Annotated in this window: 16 protein-coding genes, 1 tRNA gene and 2 rRNA genes; 9 read left to right on the top strand and 10 right to left on the bottom strand. The window is 62.7% G+C overall.

Annotation, left to right across the window (positions count from 1 at the left end):
* Together M3I53_RS22755 and rrf are read left to right on the top strand one after the other, a co-directional pair.
* Nucleotides 1–2,516 (top strand): 23S ribosomal RNA (locus M3I53_RS22755); the annotation flags it as partial.
* Nucleotides 2,517–2,555: 39 nt separating this feature from the next.
* Nucleotides 2,556–2,669: ribosomal RNA gene (gene rrf, locus M3I53_RS22760) — 5S ribosomal RNA — on the top strand.
* A 176-nt stretch (nt 2,670–2,845) separates the two neighbouring features.
* Here the strand turns inward: rrf and M3I53_RS22765 are convergent.
* The gene (locus tag M3I53_RS22765; protein ID WP_254318108.1) at nt 2,846–3,019 is read right to left on the bottom strand and encodes a hypothetical protein; all 174 of its coding nucleotides are present in this window, start codon (nt 3,017–3,019) and stop codon (nt 2,846–2,848) included.
* A gap of 131 nt (nt 3,020–3,150) precedes the next feature.
* On the opposite strand from M3I53_RS22765, the gene M3I53_RS22770 reads away from it, so the two are divergent.
* Nucleotides 3,151–3,321 carry a hypothetical protein gene (locus tag M3I53_RS22770; protein WP_254318109.1) on the top strand — a complete coding sequence of 57 codons (171 nt, stop codon included), beginning with the start codon at nt 3,151–3,153 and terminating at the stop codon, nt 3,319–3,321.
* Between the two features lie 25 nt (nt 3,322–3,346).
* On the opposite strand, the gene M3I53_RS22775 is transcribed toward M3I53_RS22770, so the two are convergent.
* From M3I53_RS22775 to M3I53_RS22790, 4 genes are all read right to left on the bottom strand, one after another.
* On the bottom strand, nt 3,347–4,699 hold the full coding sequence (locus M3I53_RS22775) for an MATE family efflux transporter (protein WP_254318110.1): 1,353 nt from the start codon (nt 4,697–4,699) through the stop codon (nt 3,347–3,349).
* On the bottom strand, nt 4,696–5,004 hold the full coding sequence (locus tag M3I53_RS22780; RefSeq protein ID WP_254318111.1) for a DUF2288 domain-containing protein: 309 nt from the start codon (nt 5,002–5,004) through the stop codon (nt 4,696–4,698). The genes M3I53_RS22775 and M3I53_RS22780 overlap by 4 nt, the downstream gene beginning before the upstream one ends.
* Before the next feature lie 655 nt (nt 5,005–5,659).
* Nucleotides 5,660–6,361: a peptidoglycan DD-metalloendopeptidase family protein gene (locus M3I53_RS22785; RefSeq protein WP_254318205.1), complete on the bottom strand. Its 702-nt coding sequence runs from the start codon at nt 6,359–6,361 to the stop codon at nt 5,660–5,662.
* 165 nt (nt 6,362–6,526) lie between these two features.
* Complete coding sequence (locus M3I53_RS22790) at nt 6,527–7,441, bottom strand: aldose epimerase (protein WP_254318112.1); 915 nt, start codon at nt 7,439–7,441, stop codon at nt 6,527–6,529.
* A 502-nt stretch (nt 7,442–7,943) separates the two neighbouring features.
* Here M3I53_RS22790 and M3I53_RS22795 point away from each other — a divergent pair.
* Both M3I53_RS22795 and M3I53_RS22800 read left to right on the top strand, forming a co-directional pair.
* Nucleotides 7,944–8,774, top strand: coding sequence for an undecaprenyl-diphosphate phosphatase (locus M3I53_RS22795; RefSeq protein ID WP_254318113.1), 831 nt, complete (start codon nt 7,944–7,946; stop codon nt 8,772–8,774).
* Nucleotides 8,775–8,889: 115 nt separating this feature from the next.
* A tRNA-Arg gene (locus M3I53_RS22800) sits at nt 8,890–8,966 on the top strand.
* Nucleotides 8,967–9,049: 83 nt separating this feature from the next.
* Here M3I53_RS22800 and M3I53_RS22805 read toward each other — a convergent pair.
* Together M3I53_RS22805 and M3I53_RS22810 are read right to left on the bottom strand one after the other, a co-directional pair.
* Nucleotides 9,050–9,721 carry a PH domain-containing protein gene (locus M3I53_RS22805; protein WP_254318114.1) on the bottom strand — a complete coding sequence of 224 codons (672 nt, stop codon included), beginning with the start codon at nt 9,719–9,721 and terminating at the stop codon, nt 9,050–9,052.
* A gap of 31 nt (nt 9,722–9,752) precedes the next feature.
* A complete protein-coding gene (locus M3I53_RS22810) occupies nt 9,753–11,336 on the bottom strand; it encodes an acid phosphatase (RefSeq protein ID WP_254318115.1) in 1,584 nt (527 codons plus the stop codon).
* Between the two features lie 380 nt (nt 11,337–11,716).
* Between M3I53_RS22810 and M3I53_RS22815 the strand changes: the two genes are divergently transcribed.
* Nucleotides 11,717–13,039 (top strand): cytochrome-c peroxidase, encoded by a 1,323-nt coding sequence (locus M3I53_RS22815; RefSeq protein WP_254318206.1) that lies wholly within the window; start codon nt 11,717–11,719, stop codon nt 13,037–13,039.
* A gap of 21 nt (nt 13,040–13,060) precedes the next feature.
* Here M3I53_RS22815 and M3I53_RS22820 read toward each other — a convergent pair whose 3' ends face one another.
* Nucleotides 13,061–13,303 (bottom strand): hypothetical protein, encoded by a 243-nt coding sequence (locus tag M3I53_RS22820; protein ID WP_254318116.1) that lies wholly within the window; start codon nt 13,301–13,303, stop codon nt 13,061–13,063.
* A gap of 192 nt (nt 13,304–13,495) precedes the next feature.
* Here M3I53_RS22820 and M3I53_RS22825 point away from each other — a divergent pair, with 192 nt between their 5' ends.
* A complete protein-coding gene (locus M3I53_RS22825; protein ID WP_254318117.1) occupies nt 13,496–13,894 on the top strand; it encodes an RT0821/Lpp0805 family surface protein in 399 nt (132 codons plus the stop codon).
* Between the two features lie 7 nt (nt 13,895–13,901).
* Nucleotides 13,902–14,351, top strand: a complete 450-nt coding sequence (locus tag M3I53_RS22830; RefSeq protein WP_254318118.1) for an NUDIX hydrolase — start codon at nt 13,902–13,904, stop codon at nt 14,349–14,351.
* A gap of 91 nt (nt 14,352–14,442) precedes the next feature.
* On the opposite strand, the gene M3I53_RS22835 is transcribed toward M3I53_RS22830, so the two are convergent.
* A complete protein-coding gene (locus tag M3I53_RS22835) occupies nt 14,443–16,161 on the bottom strand; it encodes a glutamine--tRNA ligase/YqeY domain fusion protein (RefSeq protein ID WP_254318119.1) in 1,719 nt (572 codons plus the stop codon).
* Nucleotides 16,162–16,311: 150 nt separating this feature from the next.
* Between M3I53_RS22835 and M3I53_RS22840 the strand changes: the two genes are divergently transcribed.
* Complete coding sequence (locus M3I53_RS22840; protein ID WP_309249544.1) at nt 16,312–16,881, top strand: alpha/beta hydrolase; 570 nt, start codon at nt 16,312–16,314, stop codon at nt 16,879–16,881.
* A gap of 23 nt (nt 16,882–16,904) precedes the next feature.
* Here M3I53_RS22840 and M3I53_RS22845 read toward each other — a convergent pair whose 3' ends face one another.
* The gene (locus tag M3I53_RS22845) at nt 16,905–18,125 is read right to left on the bottom strand and encodes a CaiB/BaiF CoA-transferase family protein (RefSeq protein WP_254318120.1); all 1,221 of its coding nucleotides are present in this window, start codon (nt 18,123–18,125) and stop codon (nt 16,905–16,907) included.
* Between the last annotated feature and the right edge of the window lie 316 nt (nt 18,126–18,441).

Consider the following 18,441-nt stretch of genomic DNA (forward strand, 5'->3'; position numbering starts at 1 on the left):
CGACAAGTAGGGCGGGACACGTGAAATCCTGTCTGAAGATGGGGGGACCATCCTCCAAGGCTAAATACTCGTGATCGACCGATAGTGAACCAGTACCGTGAGGGAAAGGCGAAAAGAACCCCGGGAGGGGAGTGAAACAGATCCTGAAACCGCATGCATACAAACAGTCGGAGCCTCGCAAGGGGTGACGGCGTACCTTTTGTATAATGGGTCAGCGACTTACATTCAGTGGCAAGCTTAACCGAATAGGGCAGGCGTAGCGAAAGCGAGTCCGAACAGGGCGTCCAGTCGCTGGGTGTAGACCCGAAACCAGGTGATCTATCCATGGCCAGGTTGAAGGCACGGTAACACGTGCTGGAGGACCGAACCCACTAACGTTGAAAAGTTAGGGGATGAGCTGTGGATAGGGGTGAAAGGCTAAACAAACCTGGAAATAGCTGGTTCTCTCCGAAAACTATTTAGGTAGTGCCTCGTGTATCACCTTCGGGGGTAGAGCACTGTCATGGTTGATGGGTCCATTGCGGATTACGTCGCCATAGCAAACTCCGAATACCGAAGAGTGCAATCACGGGAGACAGACATCGGGTGCTAACGTCCGGTGTCAAGAGGGAAACAACCCAGACCGCCAGCTAAGGTCCCCAAATATGACTAAGTGGGAAACGAAGTGGGAAGGCTAAAACAGTCAGGAGGTTGGCTTAGAAGCAGCCACCCTTTAAAGAAAGCGTAATAGCTCACTGATCGAGTCGTCCTGCGCGGAAGATGTAACGGGGCTAAGTCATATACCGAAGCTGCGGATGCATATTTATATGCATGGTAGGAGAGCGTTCCGTAAGCCTGCGAAGGTGCGTTGAAAAGCGTGCTGGAGGTATCGGAAGTGCGAATGCTGACATGAGTAGCGATAAAGGGGGTGAAAGGCCCCCTCGCCGTAAGCCCAAGGTTTCCTACGCAACGTTCATCGGCGTAGGGTGAGTCGGCCCCTAAGGCGAGGCAGAAATGCGTAGCTGATGGGAAGCAGGTCAATATTCCTGCACCATTGTGAAATGCGATGGGGGGACGGATCGCGGAAGGTTGTCCGGGTGTTGGAAGTCCCGGTCCTTGCATTGGAGAAGGCGCTTTGGCAAATCCGGGCGCGGAATTCAAGGGTGCGAGGCCATGCTCTTCGGAGCAGAAGCAACTGGAAGTGGTTCCAAGAAAAGCCTCTAAGCTTCAGTTTCACAGTGACCGTACCGCAAACCGACACAGGTGGGCGAGATGAGTATTCTAAGGCGCTTGAGAGAACTCGGGAGAAGGAACTCGGCAAATTGGTACCGTAACTTCGGGATAAGGTACGCCCTGGTAGCTTGACTGGCCTGCGCCAGAAGGGTGAAGGGGTTGCAATAAACTGGTGGCTGCGACTGTTTAATAAAAACACAGCACTCTGCAAACACGAAAGTGGACGTATAGGGTGTGACGCCTGCCCGGTGCCGGAAGATTAAATGATGGGGTGCAAGCTCTTGATTGAAGTCCCGGTAAACGGCGGCCGTAACTATAACGGTCCTAAGGTAGCGAAATTCCTTGTCGGGTAAGTTCCGACCTGCACGAATGGCGTAACGATGGCCACACTGTCTCCTCCCGAGACTCAGCGAAGTTGAAGTGTTTGTGATGATGCAATCTCCCCGCGGCTAGACGGAAAGACCCCATGAACCTTTACTGTAGCTTTGCATTGGACTTTGAACCGGTTTGTGTAGGATAGGTGGGAGGCTGTGAAGCGGGAACGCTAGTTTCCGTGGAGCCGTCCTTGAAATACCACCCTGATCTGTTTGAGGTTCTAACCTTGGTCCGTGATCCGGATCGGGGACAGTGCATGGTAGGCAGTTTGACTGGGGCGGTCTCCTCCCAAAGGGTAACGGAGGAGTACGAAGGTACGCTAGGTACGGTCGGAAATCGTGCTGATAGTGCAATGGCATAAGCGTGCTTGACTGTGAGACTCACAAGTCGAACAGGTGCGAAAGCAGGTCATAGTGATCCGGTGGTTCTGTATGGAAGGGCCATCGCTCAACGGATAAAAGGTACTCTGGGGATAACAGGCTGATACCGCCCAAGAGTTCATATCGACGGCGGTGTTTGGCACCTCGATGTCGGCTCATCTCATCCTGGGGCTGTAGCCGGTCCCAAGGGTATGGCTGTTCGCCATTTAAAGAGGTACGTGAGCTGGGTTTAAAACGTCGTGAGACAGTTTGGTCCCTATCTGCCGTGGGCGCTGGATATTTGAAGGGACCTGCTCCTAGTACGAGAGGACCGGAGTGGACGAACCTCTGGTGTACCGGTTGTCACGCCAGTGGCATCGCCGGGTAGCTATGTTCGGAAGAGATAACCGCTGAAAGCATCTAAGCGGGAAACTCGCCTTGAGATGAGATATCCCCGGGGCTTCGAGCCCCTTGAAGGGTCGTTCGAGACCAGGACGTTGATAGGTCAGGTGTGGAAGCGCAGTAATGCGTTAAGCTAACTGATACTAATTGCCCGTAAGGCTTGATCCTATAACAGGTGTGCCTCCGTCGACGCAGCAACCCGTCATGCCTGATGACCATAGCGAGCTGGTCCCACCCCTTCCCATCCCGAACAGGACCGTGAAACAGCTCCACGCCGATGATAGTGCGGATTGCCCGTGTGAAAGTAGGTAATCGTCAGGCTCCTTATGCTGTAACGTCCAGAACCCCGGTGTCTCCGAAAGAGCACCGGGGTTCTGGCGTTTGGGCGCGTCGGAAAAAACGAGGGGCTCGTTCACCGAACGACGCAGCAAAACCACCCCGCGGCCAGCTCGACTGGCCGCGGCGAGATTCAGCCAAGGGGCGTGCCGACGCTGGGTTCAGTGCCTGCGACGAACCCGGCCGAGCACGTGATGCTCGGCCAGCCAGTGATGCATCATGCCTTCGCCGTCGTGCTCTTTCCGGTAGGCGCGCGATTCGAAAATCGATAGCCCAAGCAGAACCAGCAGACCCACAGCAAGACCGATCAGACCCGCAATAGTTTCGGCATCCATGGCAGCCTCCTGTCGATTGCAGCCATGTCCGTATCTTAGAACAGTGTCGCAACGGAAAAAATACCGAGTTCAGCCGCTTCGCTACCCATCTGGTGCGACGCTGGGATCACCATTCAGAAGGATTTGAGGCGATGTACCGTGTTTATCTGGCCCTTGCAGTGGCCGCATTGCTTTCGGCGTGTGCCGACAATGCAACGACTCACCGCCACGGCAGCCCGCCGCAGGATCCGCCCGACTACCACGGTGTGCCGACCGACGACCGGCCGCCGATGATAATCGACAACCCGCCGCCTGCACAGTAAGAGCCGACGCCTGGCGCGAGCGCCGTCAGTGCAACTGCGCAGCCACAGGTACGATCGCGCCGCTGATGCGCGGTAGCAACGGGGAGAGCGTCAGCCCGCGCGCGGCCATGAAGACGAGCAGGGCGATCCACAACCCATGATTGCCGAGCGGCCCGACCAGCGCCCATGACGCGCACAGAAACACAGCCAGCGACACCGCCATGGCTTGCATGAGTTCGCGCGTGCGCGTCGCGCCGATGAATACGCCGTCCAGCAAAAAGCCCCAGACGGAGATGAGCGGCGAAAGCGCGGCCCATGGGAGGAATGCCTGGGCAGCGGCACGCACGGCCGGCTGGTTGGTAAGCTTCTCGATGATCCAGGGGCCGCAGGCCCAATAAACCAACGAAAAACCGAAGGCACCCAGCGCTGCCCAGAACAGGTTGACTTTCACGGCTTTGCGGAACGCATTGCGATTACCGGCGCCGATTGCCGCGCCTACCAGCGCCTCGGCTGCGTGGGCGAACCCGTCGAGGCCGTAGGCCATGAAGGTCTGGAAGTTGAGGAGCAGGGCGTTCGCGGCAAGGATTGCGTCGCCTTGCTTCGCGCCCAGATGCGCGAACCACCCGAACGAGCCCAGCAGACAAAGCGTACGCAGAAAGATATCGCGATTGATCGCGACGAGGCGTTTGAGCGCTGCCGGCTCGAGCACAGTCTGCAACCCGAGCGGCGCAAGCCCGCGAGGACGCAGCCTCCACAGCACACAGGCGCCGAAGACAAAACCGAGCGTATCGGCGGTAGCCGTCGCCGCGCCGATCCCGGCGATGCCCCAGCGGAGTCCATACACATAGGCGAGCACGGCAATGACGTTTGTCAGATTGATAAAGATCTGCGAAAGCAGCGCAATGCGCACGCGCTGAGTGCCGAGCAGATATCCGAGCACGACGTAATTAGCCAAAGCGAAAGGCGCAGAGCCGATACGCGCAAGGCAATAGACCCCGGCGTTGCGTTGCACGTCTGTGCTACCGCCAATGGCCGCGAGCGTGTAGTGGATCAAGGGCGATTGAATCAGCAGGATCGCGGCGCCGATCGCGAATGCCAACAACAGGGCGCGCACGACATTCGCGCGCAATGCGGGGAGGTCGCGGGCGCCGTAGGCCTGAGCGACGAGTCCCGTCGTCCCCATGCGCAGGAAGCCGAAACCCCAGAACACGAAGTTGAAGAACAGGCCGCCCAGTGCGACGCCGGCAAGATCGGCCGCGCTGCCGAAGTGGCCTGCTACGGCCGTGTCGACGGCGCCGAGGATCGGCTGCGTGAGATTGGCGAGGACGATGGGAAACGCGAGCGTCAGCACGCGTCGATGCCAGCCTCGCTGGTCAGGCAGCGCCTCAGCGCCGCTCAAGAGCGTTCCTGCACGCACACCCACGGCGAGACGACGACCGCCCACAACTCCGGCTTGCGCGCCGCGTAATCGGCTGCGGTTTCTGCCGGCATACGTGCGACGAGGCCCGATGACAGCCATTGCATGACGACCGCACTGTCGTCGTCGGCGATGGCCTCCGCCACGCTGACGAGGTCGAGGTCGCGCGCCACGCTCAGTAGCTTGCCTTGCGCAAAGAAACGTTCGAGATCCTGCCAGTCGATCTTGGCGGTTTCGCCGAGCAGCCTGGCATACGTCGGACTGGGGTTGGCGTCTTCGATAGTCATGATGATTGGAAATTCGTTGCGGCCGATACTATAAACGATAGTCCGGCATCAGACCGACGGCCCGATGGCGAACGCCGGATGCGGGGATTAATCACATTATTAAGTCAATATCCAGGCTTGCGGTGCCAAAATACAGACAATAAGCCACATTAAATCAGCAAACATCTGATCTAAGCGTGCGGCGATTGGTGTTTCAAATTTGTACACCACACTGAATAAATGCATTGTTGCGTGCGCTTGCACACTAAAGCCGGCTGCCTCGAAAATGCGAAAAGCGTCGTGCGTTAAACCGCCGATCGAGGCTGGCAAAATCCCTCGACAAGGGCGTGTTCTTCAGCCTGAACGGACCGTCCAGCAAGCCTTTGCGCTGCTTGACCACTTGTCGCTGCGTGTCATTGAAGTATGCGATCTTATGGGCGGCAGCAGTTGATACGGCATCCTCATTCGTTGCTGAAAAGTGATGCGACACATAATCCGTGCGCCGTAGCACATTTTCGCGCTAATTAAGTGATTGCGCCGCCGGAAGCGCGTTGATAGATTGCGACTCGGCGCATGGTAAACCGGTCCTTTGCCGATATGCGCCAAACCCCCGTTAGCCCGGCGCCATGCCGGGCTTTTTTTCGTCCGTTGATTTCACTGGGAGTAGCGGCCTGTCTCAACGTGCGGGAAGTTCTCGAGTCGGATCGATCGAGCGCCCCTGGTATCGCAACTCGAAATGCAGCATGACGCGATCGTTGTCGCTGCTGCCCATTTCCGCGATCTTCTGCCCTTGCGCGACGCTTTGACCTTCCTTCACGAACAACGCCTGATTGTGCGCATAGGCCGTCAGGTAATCGCCGCTGTGCTTGATAATCAGCAAGTTACCGTAGCCACGCAGACCATTGCCGGCATAGACCACAGTGCCCGGCGCCGCGGCGACGATGGGAGTGCCCGCCGCATTGGCGATGTCGATGCCCTTCGAGTTGCGGCCGTCAAAGTTGCGGATGACCTGACCGCTGGTGGGCCAGACGAGCGAAATCGACGGCGCCGCCGCCGCCGAAGGTGCGGATGTCGTATCGGCTGTGTCGGCGCTTTCGCGTGGGGCAGTTGTTGCGCTACGCGGCGCGGTGCGCACGCTCGCTGTGCCGGCCGGCGGCTCCACGCGCAGGACCTGACCGACTTCGATGGCGTCGGCGTTCGACAGATTGTTCCAGCGCACGATGTTCTGCACGGACTGGTGATTGCTGCGCGCGATCTTGAACACGGTGTCGCCGCGTTCCACGCGATAAAAGCCGGGGCCGACGGGAGCCGATCCGCACGCCGCGAGCAGCGCAACGAGCGCCGCACATGCAATCCGTCTGATTCCTGGTGCCAACATTGAACCTCGCATGACCTTGCCTCGACGGACCACGGTCCGCCGCGCCGGCAAAACGCCTGATTTTAGCGGGTTTGCCAGCGCAACTGGGGTTTTGCCTGACGAATGGCTGACGCGGGCGGCAGCATCCATATCGGCACCGGCCCAGCACGGCCCCGGTGCGCGCGATCAGCCGCCCAGCGTCTCGACGCCGATGCGCAGCGTGGCCGTCTCCCCTTGACCCGGTGCGAGCCAGCGCAGGCCGAGCCCGTTGTGGATCGCATCGGGCAGACCTAGCCAGGGTTCGACGCAGTAGAAGTCGGAGTCCGCGGCTTCCGTCCACGTCGTGACGGCGTACCAGGCAAGCGAGCCGGGCCGGTTCAGGTCGATCGTCACCGCGCGGCCGAGTCCCGGCGCTACGAGGCGCACCGGCGAGGCGGGCGGCGTTGGCTCGATCACATGGAAGCGGTCGATGATGCTCGCGTCGTCGAGTCTGTATTGCGCTTTGCCGGGCTCGGGCGCACTGATAGAACCGTCCGGGAGCTGATGACGGCGTTGGCTGGGCGGCAGGTCGAGCGTCGTCTGCGCGCGCTGCGCGTGGGGCAAGGCGAAGTAAAAGTGATGACCCGCGTACCAGGGAAGCGAATCCACGCCGGTATTGGTCGCGGCGAGCGTTACATCGAGCGTATGCGCATCGGCCAGCCGGTAGGCCGCTTCGAAGCGAAAGGCGAACGGGTAGCCAGTGCGGGTGGCGTCGGAGTCGACGAGAGTCATCCGGAGACCGTGCCCGTCGGCGTCAACCTGCGCCGCGAACGGCAGGTCGCGCGCGAAGCCGTGCATCGGCAGATCGCGAACCACGCCTTGGGCGTCGCGCCAGCGTCCGATCTGGCCGTCGACACGATGGCGGCCAAGGAAGGGGAAGAGCAGCGGATTGCCGCCGCGCACCCGTGCGGGCTCGGCCCAGTTCGCATTTTCCGGCCACACGATGACCGGCTGTCCACCGACGTGCCACGAGAGCAAACGGCCGCCAGCCCACGGCGCGAAGCGCAGCGTCGAGTCACCGCGGGTGAGGGTGAGGGTGTCCTGTTCTGGATGTGCGTTCATGGGCAGGCCTGGAGTGGGTGGAAGAAAGGTGGTGCTAGTGCGCCGGGCAGAGGCGGATTTTGCGCCGCTTTCTCCTGCGTGAAAACCCTCGTCGGGAAATCGTGGGTGTGTTTGACGGACAAGAGTCAGCATAATCCGCATGATCGTGCGCTAGCGCACAGAGCATTTTCGCAGGAGACCTCCCCATGGACCTCGCAATGGCAATGAGCATGGCTCTGTTCAGCCTCTTCGTCGGTAGCAGCGCCTATTTCTTCTACAAGATGGCGCGCTAATCGCGCCGCGGTCCGTCCCCCTCGTTTTGATTGCCGGAGGCGCGCGCGCCATGCGCGGTTGCGCCAGGTTCCCTGCATTCGCAGCCAATTTTGTTGCGACGCGGTAACTTTTCTGACAAATCCCTGTTCAAGCTTGGCGCTGCAATACGTCCCAGGCATAATCGGTGCGCTTCGCCGCACCGGCTCCGCAGCGGTCCGGCCCCTTACCCCACCACTACGAGGATCCGCGCGTGAGTCTCTGGTTTCTTTTCTTCCTGAGCGTGTTGCAAGGCGTCACCGAACTGTTTCCCGTGAGCAGCCTCGGCCATACGCTGCTCGTGCCGGCGCTGTTCGGCATGCACATCGACAAGCACGCGCCGCAATTGCTGCCGTTCCTCGTCGCATTGCACCTGGGGACCGCCATCGCGCTGCTCTGGTATTTCCGTGAGCGCTGGGTCGCGTTGATCAGCGGCTTCTTTGCCTCGCTGGGCGGTCGCAAGAACGACGACGGGCACATGATGTGGGCGCTCATCATCGGGACGATTCCGACGGGCATCGTCGGCCTCGTGCTCGAAAAGCGCATCGAAGCCATCTTTCACGATCTGCGCATCGTCGCGGCGGCGTTGATGGTCAATGGCGTGCTGCTGTGGTTCGGCGATCGCATCCAGCGTGCGCGTGCGCATCGTCCGCCTGAGAAACTCACGTTCCGCCAGGCATTCCTCGTCGGCCTCGCGCAGATCGGCGCGCTCATTCCCGGCTTTTCGCGCAGTGGCCTCACGATGATCGCCGGCAATGCGGCAGGCCTCACGGCAGAAAAGGCCGCGGAGTTCTCGTTCCTGCTGGGCACGCCGATCATCTTCGCGGCTGGCCTGCTCGAACTGCCCAAGCTCTTCCATGCTCGCGATCAGTTGATGACGGCGGTCGTTGGCGGCGTGCTCACGGGTATTGCGGCCTGGTTGAGCGTGAAGTTCCTCATGAGCTATTTCGAGGGACGCGGGCGCCTCGCGTCGTTCGGTGCGTATTGCCTGATCGCCGGGGCGATTTTCCTTGGCTGGTTCGCACTGCATCAGCAGCCGGTTTGATTCTGGCGCGAAAGCCCTTGGCACGCGGCACGAGCGAGGCGCGACCGCGTGAGGCGATCGCGGTATAATCCAGCCCCGTCTTTGCGAGGCCGCCTGCGGCCTCGCGGACGTTCACGCGACAGTAGCTCAGCTGGATAGAGCATCGGCCTTCTAAGCCGAGGGTCGGGGGTTCGAGCCCCTCCTGTCGCGCCAGATCAAATAAACAAAAAGCCCGGCCTTCACCGCCGGGCTTTTTGCTTTTTCCCACCCCACGAATCCAGGCCGATTCAAACCCCTCACGCCACGAGCCGCAACGGCACCGGCTCTTCGGCCTCCTGCGCGAGAAAAACCATGCGGCGAAACTCGTGCGGGTTCGAAATGCCGGGAATCGGCGTAGCGATCAAGCCACCGCCGCCCACGACGAGCGAACCATAGTCGAAAATCCGGCCGATCAAGCTTTGCTCGATCCGCACGCTCTCGATCTTCGCGAGCGTCAACTCTACTGTCTGACGGCGTACCGCGCCGAACCTGGCCACCACGCGCTTGTTGGTCACGGCGAATTCCGTCGTCCACCAGGCGAGTAGCGACGCGCAGAACAGTGCTAGCCCCCCGGCAAAAAACCCCACCGCCGCGAGCGGCGACGTTCCCATGGTGCCGACGAGCACGCCCCAAACCATGAGCAGAAGGCTCAGTGTGATACGCGGCCCCATCGCCCAGAAGCAGGGGTGTCCCTCGCAGACGAACCGTTCGCCTGGCAGGAGAGTCGATTCGACGTATTTCACAATGACCTCCGTCAAGTTTTGTGCAGTAATTAATCTGTAAGGTAGTCCATCTTGCGGCGCAGGCTCCGTGGTCAAACGTCGCGGGTCGACGCCCGGCTGGCGCGTAGAGCGTGCAGCGGGCGACGAATCCGCGGCGCAATAAAAAGGGCAGCCCGAGGGCTGCCCGTCAAACCGGATGAGCAACATGCGGCAATCGATGGTCCGGTGGTTTTCGCGCTTAGAGCTTCACGTCCAGTGCGTTGGTCAGATCGCCCATCGGCTGGGCGCCGTTGCTCTTGAGCGCGGCGTCGCGGTTGGCAAGCCCCGGCAGCGTGGGCAGCGAGAAGCGGCGCGTGATGAGGCGCAGGATCGAGGTTGTGTCGTACTGCGTGTGGTCGACGTAGCCCTTTTTTGCGTACGGCGAAATGATGAGCGCCGGAATGCGCGAGCCCGGACCCCAGCGGTCGCCCTTGGGCGGCCCAACGTGGTCCCAGAAGCCGCCGTTTTCGTCGTACGTGACGACCACGACCATGTTGTTCCACTGCGGGCTCTTCTGCAAATGCGCGATGACGTCCGCGATGTGCTGGTCCCCGCTCGTCACGTCTGTGTAGCCCGCGTGCTCGTTCAGGTTGCCCTGCGGCTTGTAGAACGCCACGGCAGGCAGCGCGCCGGCGTCGATCGCCTTGATGAACTCCGTGCCGTCGATGCCGCCGTCGAGCAGGTGCTTCGCACGTGCGTCGGTGCCCGGCGCGTAGTTCGCGAAGTAGTTGAACGGCTGGTGGTGCGGCTGGAAGTTCGGCGCTGTCATGTTCGCGCCGTAGATCACGCCCGAGGTGCTGTTCTGCGCCGCGCTCACGGCCGCGCCCCACGCGCCGCCGTACCACGCCCACGTCACGCCCGCGTTCGAAAGCAGATCGCCGATGTTCTGCGCCGTTTGCGCGGGCATTGTCGAGGCGTTCGACGGGTCGGCCAGGTTCGCGTCACCGCCCGAAGCTGCCGCGTTGCCGCTCGGCTGATACGGCGGCTGCATCGTGTTGACCGCGTAGAAGTCCGGCGTCAGATTGCCCGACTTCACGAATTTCGGAGCGCCAGCGAGCGCCGACTTCGGCGAGTTCGATGCGAGCGTGAGCGAGACGCCGTCGGCGTCCACGGTCGAGATCGTCGGCTTGGCCGGGCTCGTGTCCGCGTTCGCGTAGTACGGCGTGCACGCGCAGATCAGCCACTGGTGATTCAGGAACGAGCCGCCGAACGCGCCCATGAAGAAGTTGTCGGCGAGCGTGTATTGCTGGGCGATCTTCCAGAGCGGCAGCTTTTCGGCGCTCGTCGTGTAATGCCCCATCACGAGACCGCCGGAATCGCCGTAGGCCGCGAACATGTCGTTCTTGCCGCCGTGGATCTGCATCTGGTTCTCGTAAAAGCGGTGATACAGGTCGCGCGTCGTAACTGAGAGCGGCACGTTGTAGCCCTTCGCGTCGTCGATGGCGAACGGCGCATTCGGCATGTTCTCGGTCATCGCCGCGGTCACGACGGGCGTGACTCCCGTTTGCGTGAGACCGTTCCAGACGGTCGGCAGCGTGGCCAGCACGGAGCCGTCGCGATCGAGCTGCTGCGCGCTTTGCGCGCTCACGTTTTGCAGGCCGTTGGCGTTCGGGAAGCTGCTGTACAGATTGTCGAAGCTGCGGTTTTCCGCGTAGATCACGACGATATTCTTCACCGACGAAAGGCCGGGCTTGCTGCTGTCGTTGCCGCCGCAAGCCGCGACGGCCAATACCGACGCCGCTATCGCGATCGGCGTGGCATAGAACCATTTGCTGTTGATCATTTTTCTCTCTCGCGTTGGGGGCCCGCATGGAGGCCGGCGCGATGGCGCCGGTCTTTGGGCGAGGCGCAGTGTCGCAACGGAATTTGACAGCGATATGTAAAAAATTACATTTAGCTTCTTTGCGGCCTTTGATTGCATGACATCTGTCTTACGTCATGTCATTGGATCGTCACATCCCCGACATACGCTTTCGCGACTTCGATGCGCGGCTGAGCGCATCGGCATTCGCACTGCAGCGGCGCGCCACCATGCGCACGTCGCGCTCAAGCTTCGGGGACCAGGCATGTTGCGTAGATTGGCGCGTCGTTCGGCGCGAACGGAAGGTCAGGGGCGGGCTCGACCCCCACGGCGACGCGCGCCGCAACGCGGGGCTCCTCGTGATGGCGGCGGGGCTGTCGTTGCTGCTGGCGGCATGCGATGGCAGCACCGGCGCTTCCGCGGACGTCGATGCGACGACTGGTGCATCGGGCAGCGCCTCGCGCGCTCACGACGCCAATGCGAACGCACGCGCCGTACAGGGCGTGAAGCTCATGAACATCGCCGCGCCTGCGCAAGGCGGGCAGACGCGTGCCGAGGTCTATGCGCAGGTGCGCCGCATGACGGCGCTCGGCAAGCAGATGTTCTTCGATCCGTCGCTCTCGGGTTCGGGCAAGATGGCATGCGCGTCGTGCCACAGCCCGGACCACGCGTTCACGCCGACCAACTCGCTCGACGTGCAGATCGGCGGCGCTGACATGCGACGCCAGGGCATGCGCGCCGTGCCGACGCTCAAATATCTGCAGGCGGTGCCGGCGTTCGCCGAGCACTATCACGACTCCGATGACGAAGGCGACGAAAGCGTCGATGCAGGTCCGACCGGCGGACTGACGTGGGATGGGCGCGTCGATCGGGGCTCGGACCAGGCGCGCATCCCGTTGCTATCGACGTTCGAGATGGCGAGTTCGCCGAAGAAGGTCGCCGAAGCCGTGCGCGCGGCGCCCTACGCTGGGGCGTTTCGCGAGGCCTTCGGTGCGCGCGTCCTCGCTGACGACGACGCGACTTTCAAGGCAGTCCTGAAGTCATTGGAGACATTCGAGCAGTCGCCCGAGGTGTTCTATCCGTACACGAGCAAATACGACGCGTACCTGGCCGGCAGGGCCACGCTTAGCGCCGCCGAACTGCGCGGGCTCCAACTCTTCAACGACGAGAAGAAGGGCAATTGCGCGAGCTGCCATATCAGCCAGCGTGCAAAGGACGGCTCGCCGCCGCAGTTCAGCGACTTCGGTTTGATCGCCGTGGGCGTGCCGCGCAACCGCGCGCTTGCCGTGAACCGCGACCGCAAGTTCTTCGATCTCGGCGCATGCGGTCCGGAACGTACGGATCTCGATCACCGTGCGCAATTTTGCGGGCTCTTCCGTACGCCGACGCTGCGCAACGTCGCGCTCAAGAAGTCGTTCTCCCACAACGGCATCTATCACTCGCTGGAAGACGTGCTGCGTTTCTACGCGCGGCGCGACACGAATCCGGAAGAGTTCTATCCGGTGGTGAAGGGCAGGGTGCAGAAGTTCGACGACCTGCCGCGGCGCTACTGGGCGAATCTCAACACGGATCCGCCGTTCGATCGCAAGCCGGGCGACGAGCCGGTGTTCAGCAACGCCGAAATCGAGGACGTGCTCGCGTTTCTCGATACGCTCACCGACGGCTGGCAGCCGGGCGCGCGCTGAGTGTGCACTGGTCGCGCAGCGTCAGACGCCCGCGATCAGCAGGCAGGCGCCGGTGAGCACGAGGAACGACACGAGCAAGCCGATCGTGCCAATGCGCAGCGTCGCGTCCGGCCAGCGCGGCGTGCGTTCGGGACCGACTGCGAAGTTCGCGCCGGGCGCCTGCGGTTGTGGCGCGAGCCGGTAATGCACGACGAACGACATCAAGCCGATGCAGATGAGGATCAGCAGGAGCGCAAAGACCCTCAATGCGATGGCGTAGGTCATGTCAGATTAACCGGATGGGCTGTAAGTGGGCGAGGGAGCCATCGTAGTGATCGGCCCTCTCCCACACCATCGGATCAATCCGAAAATCGAACCGGCCGCCCGCGCGTGTAAGCGGCCTTGCTGGACGAGCCGAAAAAAGGGTGCGTGTTATGCTTTTTGTCGATTCTTTCAGTCCGCCGAGGAGAACACATAATGTCCAGAATGCCCCGAACCCTTCACACGCTGAGCGCCCTGGGCGCGGCGCTTTTTGTCGCCGTTGGCATGAGCAGCGCGCATGCCGCCAATCTGGGCTTTCTGAACAACACGCCCATGTCGTTCATGACCCAGGCCGACTACAACTCGCTCCAGAACGCCGTGCGCGATGCCGTCGAGCATAAGGCCGATGGCGAGAGCACGTCATGGTCGAACGAAGGCTCGCGCAACGGCACGCGCATCACCTCGACCATCACGCCGTCGAATACGCAAAAGGAAGGCGACAAGACGTGCCGCGATACGGAGGTCGTGATCAACGCGAAGGGCCAGTCGATGACACTGCGTCCGCACTTCTGCCGCACGGGCGAAGGCGCCTGGGTTTTCCAGAAGCAGCACTGAGCGCGCGGTGAACGGCAAGATCGTTTCGTGCGGCATCGTGCTGCTCGATCCTGAAGGCCGCGTGCTGCTCGCGCACGCAACCGGCACGAATCACTGGGACATTCCGAAGGGGCAGGGCGATCCCGGCGAGACCGAATCGCAGAGCGCGCGCCGCGAGATGGTCGAGGAGACCGGCATCGATGTCGCGGCGTCGCGCCTCGTCGATCTCGGGCGCTACGTGTACCGGCGCGACAAGGATCTGCATCTCTTTGCCGCGCGCGCGAGCGCCGATGAACTCGACCTCACGCGTTGCGTCTGCGTGTCGCTGTTTCCGCGCCGCGAGGACGGCGTGATGATTCCTGAAATGGACGCCTGGCGCTGGACCGTACCCGGCGAAGTGGATCGCTACGCGAGCCGCAGTCTCGCGCGGCTCTTTAGCACGTCGCTCTCGCTCGCGGAGCTGCATCGCAGACTGTAGGCCGGTCCCCCTAGCCGGCCGCCGCCGCAATGAAAGAAGCCCGCACGAACCCGTGCGGGCTTTTAGTTTGCCGGCGAGCGCGGCGCGAGGCTTACTTGCCCCAGCTGTCGCGCAAACCGACGATGCGGTTGAATACCGGCGCGCCCGGCTTCGAGTCGTGGCGGTCGGCGACGAAGTAGCCATGACGCTCGAACTGATAGCGGTCTTCCGGCGCGGCGTCGCGTGCGCCCGGTTCCAGATACGCCTGGACCACGCGCTTCGAATCCGGATTGAGCGCTTCGAGGAAGTCGCGGCCGCCCGCGTCGGGTTGCTCTTCGCGGAACAGGCGATCGTAGAGGCGCACTTCCGCCGGGCACGCGTGCGCTGCGCTGACCCAGTGAATGTTGCCCTTGACCTTGTAGTTGTTCGCGCCTTCCGTGCCCGACTTGCTGTCCGGGAAGTAGTTGCAGTGCACGGCGATCACGTTGCCGTTCTCGTCCTTGTCCGCACCCGTGCATTCGATCACGAAGCCATAGCGCAGACGCACCTTGTTGCCCGGGAACAGGCGGAAATAGCCCTTCGGCGGCGTCTCGTTGAAGTCCTCGCGCTCGATCCACAGCTCGCGCGAGATCGGGAACGTGCGCAGGCCGCGCTCCGGATGATGCGGATGCACGGGGGCCGTGCAGTCTTCGCTTTGACCTTCCGGATAGTTGTCGATGATGAGCTTGAGCGGATCGAGCACGGCGGCCGTACGCGGCGCCTTGTCGTCGAGGTCGTCGCGCAGCGCGCCTTCGAACACGCTCATGTCGATCCACGAATCGACCTTCGTCACGCCGATGCGCTCGCAGAAGAGCTGGATCGCTTCCGGCGTGAAGCCGCGGCGGCGCACGCCGACGATGGTCGGCATGCGCGGGTCGTCCCAGCCTTCCACGTGGCCTTCGGTCACCAGTTGCAGCAGCTTGCGCTTGCTCGTGATCGCGTAGGTGAGGTTCAGGCGCGAAAACTCGATTTGCTGCGGCAGCGGGCGCGTGAAGACGCCGGCGTCGGCCAGTTCATTGAGAACCCAGTCATACAGCGGGCGATGGTCTTCGAACTCGAGCGTGCACAGCGAATGCGTGATGTTTTCCAGCGCGTCCGAAATGCAGTGCGTGTAGTCGTACATCGGGTACACGCACCACTTGTCGCCGGTGCGGTAGTGATGTGCGAAGCGGATGCGGTAGATCACCGGATCGCGCATGTTGAAGTTCGGCGACGCCATGTCGATCTTCGCGCGCAGCACATGGGCGCCTTCCTCGAATTCGCCCGCCTTCATGCGGCGCAAGAGGTCGAGGTTTTCGTCGACGGAGCGATCTCGGAACGGCGAGTTCTTGCCGGCTTCGGTGGCCGAGCCGCGGTTCGCGCGCATCTCTTCCGGCGACTGGCTGTCCACGTACGCCTTGCCGCGCTGGATCAGCAGTTCGGCGAACTCGTAGAGCTTGTCGTAGTAGTCGCTCGCGTAGAAGAGGTATTCGTGATCTTCTTTCTTCCACTCGAAGCCGAGCCATTCGACGGCGTCGATGATCGAGTTGACGTATTCGACATCTTCCTTCTCCGGGTTCGTGTCGTCGAAGCGCAGGTGGCACACGCCGCCGTAGCTTTTCGCGACGCCGAAGTTCAGGCAGATGCTCTTGGCGTGGCCGATGTGAAGGTAGCCATTCGGCTCCGGCGGGAAGCGCGTTTCGACGCGCTGCGCCCACTTGCCCGAGCGGTTGTCGTCGTCGATGATGTTGCGGATGAAATTGGATGCCGCAGGCGCGTCCGTGCGGTCGGCGTCTTTACGTTCGGTATTCATGCGAAAAGGGAGTCGTTCGAGGGCGCCCGTCAAAAGGATAAAAGCGCGTAACCGGGCACCCGATGGTGTCTTCCATTCTACCTGACGCGACCCGCCGTGCCAGTCCCGGTGCCGGATCGTCGCGCGGAGCACAACAAGCGAGGGGAAAACGTGACATCGAGCGAAACGGCTGTGCTGGTGCTGCCGGGCTACATGGATTCGGGGCCGGGGCACTGGCAGACGCGCTGGGAAGCCGCGCACGCGGGCTTTGCACGGGTGCAGATGCCCGACTGGATGCACCCGGACTGCGAGGCGTGGTGCACGGCGCTCGAGGCTGCCGTGCAACGCGCGCCGGCTGGCGTGCGCTTCGCCGCTCACAGCCTCGGCTGCCTGAGCGTGGCGCACTGGGCCGCGCATCACGCGAGCGCGGCGACGCGCGCGAAGGTGGCCGGCGCGCTGCTGGTGGCGCTCCCCGACCCGCACGGTCCCGAATTTCCGCGCGCCGCGCGCGGCTTCGATCCGGTTCCGCTGGCGGCGCTGCCGTTTGCGAGCGTCGTCGTCGCCAGCAGCGACGATCCGTATGGCGGCGTGGCGTTTTCGCAGCGCTGCGCGCAGGCGTGGGGCAGCCGCTGGATCGAGATCGGCGCGCGCGGGCACATCAATGCCGACAGCGGGCTCGACGACTGGCCGCAGGGGCTGGCTTGGCTGATGTCGATGGAGACACCGGGCGGCCAAGGCTGAGCGGCCGCCCCGGCACCTTGCGGTTACACCACGCCCTTGCTGCGCAACGTCGCCACTTGCTCCTCGCCGTAGCCGAGCACTTCGCGCAGTACCGCATCGGTATGCTCGCCGAGCGTAGGCGGATGGCTCGCCACGCGCGGCGGTGTTTCGCTCATGCGGATGGGGTTGCCCACGAGCCGCGCCGTGCCGCCTGAAGGGTGGGGCACGTCCACCTGCAGCCCGCGCGCGATCACCTGCTCGTTCTCGAACACTTCCGCGAGGTTGTTGATCGGCCCGCACGGCACGCCTGCGGCTTCGAGCGCGCCGATCCAGTCGGCTTTCGTGCGGGTGCGGATCAGGTCGGCGACGATCGGCACGAGCGTGTCGCGATGGCGCACGCGCGCCGGATTGGTCGCGAAGCGCTCGTCGTCGGCCAGCCCGGGCTGGCCCGCCACCTCGACGAACTTGCGGAACTGCCCGTCGTTGCCGACGGCGAGGATGATCCAGCTGTCGCTCGTCTGGAAGGCCTGATAGGGCACGATGTTGGGATGCGCGTTGCCCCAGCGCGCGGGCGGATTGCCGCGCGCCAGGTAGTTCGAATTCATGTTCGCGAGCATCGCCACCTGCACGTCGAGCAGCGCCATGTCGATGTACTGGCCCACGCCCGTGCGATCGCGGTGTGCGAGCGCCGTCAGCACGGCAATCGTCGAATACATGCCAGTCATGAGGTCGGCGATCGCGACGCCCGCCTTTTGCGGGCCGCCGCCCGGCAGCGCGTCGCGCTCGCCGGTGATACTCATGAAGCCGCCCATGCCTTGCACGATGAAGTCGTAGCCCGCGCGCGAGGCGTAGGGCCCGGTCTGGCCGAAGCCGGTGACCGAGCAGTAGACGAGGTCGGGCTTCACCTCGCGCAGCGACTCGTAGTCGAGGCCGTACTTCTTCAACTGGCCCGCCTTGTAGTTCTCCAGCACGACATCGCTTTGCGCAGCCAGCTCGCGCACGATGCGCTGCCCCTCGGGCGTGGCGATATCCACCGTGACCGAGCGCTTGTTGCGGTTCGCGGCGAGGTAGTAGGCGGCCTCGGCGGTGTCCGCGCCATCGGGCGTCTTCAGGTACGGAGGGCCCCAGTGGCGCGTGTCGTCGCCGGCGCCGGGGCGCTCCACCTTGATCACGTCGGCGCCGAAGTCGGCGAGAGTCTGTGCGCACCACGGTCCGGCGAGGACGCGGGTGAGATCGAGTACGCGGATATGGCTGAGAGCGCCCATGCTGTGTCTTCCAATGTCGTTCCGAGGCGGGGCGCGAGCGCGCGTTGTGCGCCGGCCGATGCCGCCCATAGTAAGCGAAAAGGCGCGGCACGCGCCAATATTCGGTACAAGGTTCCGCAGTGCGGAACAGGGGCGAGCGGCCCATCGCGTCGCCGCGCGCCCTGTCGCGACCATGCAAACCCCGCCGGACGCGCCGCCGCGAGCGTGCGACGATCCCGTATAATCGTTCGATTCAGCACCGGGGTTTCCGTGAGCAACTTGGGCCCCGAGCGCGACCACGACAAAGATTCAGCACCGTACGCCCCCAGGAAGGACC

The sequence above is a fragment of the Paraburkholderia sp. CNPSo 3272 genome, from assembly GCF_024206495.1.
Classification (GTDB): Bacteria; Pseudomonadota; Gammaproteobacteria; order Burkholderiales; family Burkholderiaceae; genus Paraburkholderia.

Bases quoted from the DNA above. Each gene is read 5' to 3' on its own strand.
- M3I53_RS22765 (WP_254318108.1), bottom strand. From the start codon at position 3,019: ATGGATGCCGAAACTATTGCGGGTCTGATCGGTCTTGCTGTGGGTCTG.
- M3I53_RS22770 (WP_254318109.1), top strand. From the start codon at position 3,151: ATGTACCGTGTTTATCTGGCCCTTGCAGTGGCCGCATTGCTTTCGGCG.
- M3I53_RS22780 (WP_254318111.1), bottom strand. From the start codon at position 5,004: ATGACTATCGAAGACGCCAACCCCAGTCCGACGTATGCCAGGCTGCTC.
- M3I53_RS22785 (WP_254318205.1), bottom strand. From the start codon at position 6,361: ATGTTGGCACCAGGAATCAGACGGATTGCATGTGCGGCGCTCGTTGCG.
- M3I53_RS22790 (WP_254318112.1), bottom strand. From the start codon at position 7,441: ATGAACGCACATCCAGAACAGGACACCCTCACCCTCACCCGCGGTGAC.
- M3I53_RS22805 (WP_254318114.1), bottom strand. From the start codon at position 9,721: ATGTTGCTCATCCGGTTTGACGGGCAGCCCTCGGGCTGCCCTTTTTAT.
- M3I53_RS22810 (WP_254318115.1), bottom strand. From the start codon at position 11,336: ATGATCAACAGCAAATGGTTCTATGCCACGCCGATCGCGATAGCGGCG.
- M3I53_RS22815 (WP_254318206.1), top strand. From the start codon at position 11,717: ATGGCGGCGGGGCTGTCGTTGCTGCTGGCGGCATGCGATGGCAGCACC.
- M3I53_RS22820 (WP_254318116.1), bottom strand. From the start codon at position 13,303: ATGACCTACGCCATCGCATTGAGGGTCTTTGCGCTCCTGCTGATCCTC.
- M3I53_RS22825 (WP_254318117.1), top strand. From the start codon at position 13,496: ATGTCCAGAATGCCCCGAACCCTTCACACGCTGAGCGCCCTGGGCGCG.
- M3I53_RS22835 (WP_254318119.1), bottom strand. From the start codon at position 16,161: ATGAATACCGAACGTAAAGACGCCGACCGCACGGACGCGCCTGCGGCA.
- M3I53_RS22845 (WP_254318120.1), bottom strand. From the start codon at position 18,125: ATGGGCGCTCTCAGCCATATCCGCGTACTCGATCTCACCCGCGTCCTC.